The following is a 539-nucleotide window of genomic DNA, read 5'->3' as shown; positions in this document are numbered from 1 at the left end:
TTGCCAAGTCGACACCGATAATAGTAACTTCGGACATGGATGCTCCTTCCTTTTGTGATGGCTTTAACACTCACCACAATGGCACATTGCGATGCCGTCGGGAGGGGCATCCACGCCATCAACAGAGCCATTCCAGATCGAAACGGATGATAGAAGGCTAGGCATTCGATGCAGCCGTTATGAACACGATGATGATCCGCTCTCAGCTACGTGCGTCCCCTGCCGGGCGAGGGACGCGATCTGCTTGAATACAAACCGGACGGAGAGCGATGCCATCTTGGCTGAAGGCCTCATGCACTGCCTGAACGCTGCTGCTGGTGCTGTCAGACCAATGCGGACCAGTCTCTGCAGAGCCGGTGAAGCTGCCCCTCAAGCCGCGCCGAGATCACGCCACTCGGCAAGAGCGGCGGTACGGTTGAGCTTGAACTTGTTGCGTGAGTAAAGGTGGCGTTCCTGATTGAAGTGATTGTAAACTGCAGAATGAACGGCGACGAATTTCTGCAAACTTCGCATCCGCCGGAAGCGCAGCATGGCCCGTT

At 55.7% G+C, this 539-nt stretch carries 1 pseudogene; it reads right to left on the bottom strand.

The annotated features are described in order from the left end of the window. Nucleotides 1-369: 369 nt before the first annotated feature. Nucleotides 370-539: pseudogene (locus FQ320_RS26770) on the bottom strand (IS6 family transposase); the annotation flags it as partial.

The sequence above is a fragment of the Oceaniovalibus sp. ACAM 378 genome, assembly GCF_008085915.1.
Classification (GTDB): domain Bacteria; phylum Pseudomonadota; class Alphaproteobacteria; order Rhodobacterales; family Rhodobacteraceae; genus Oceaniglobus.
The sequence above is the reverse complement of the archived record's forward strand: the minus strand, read 5'-3'. Positions and strand labels throughout refer to the sequence as shown.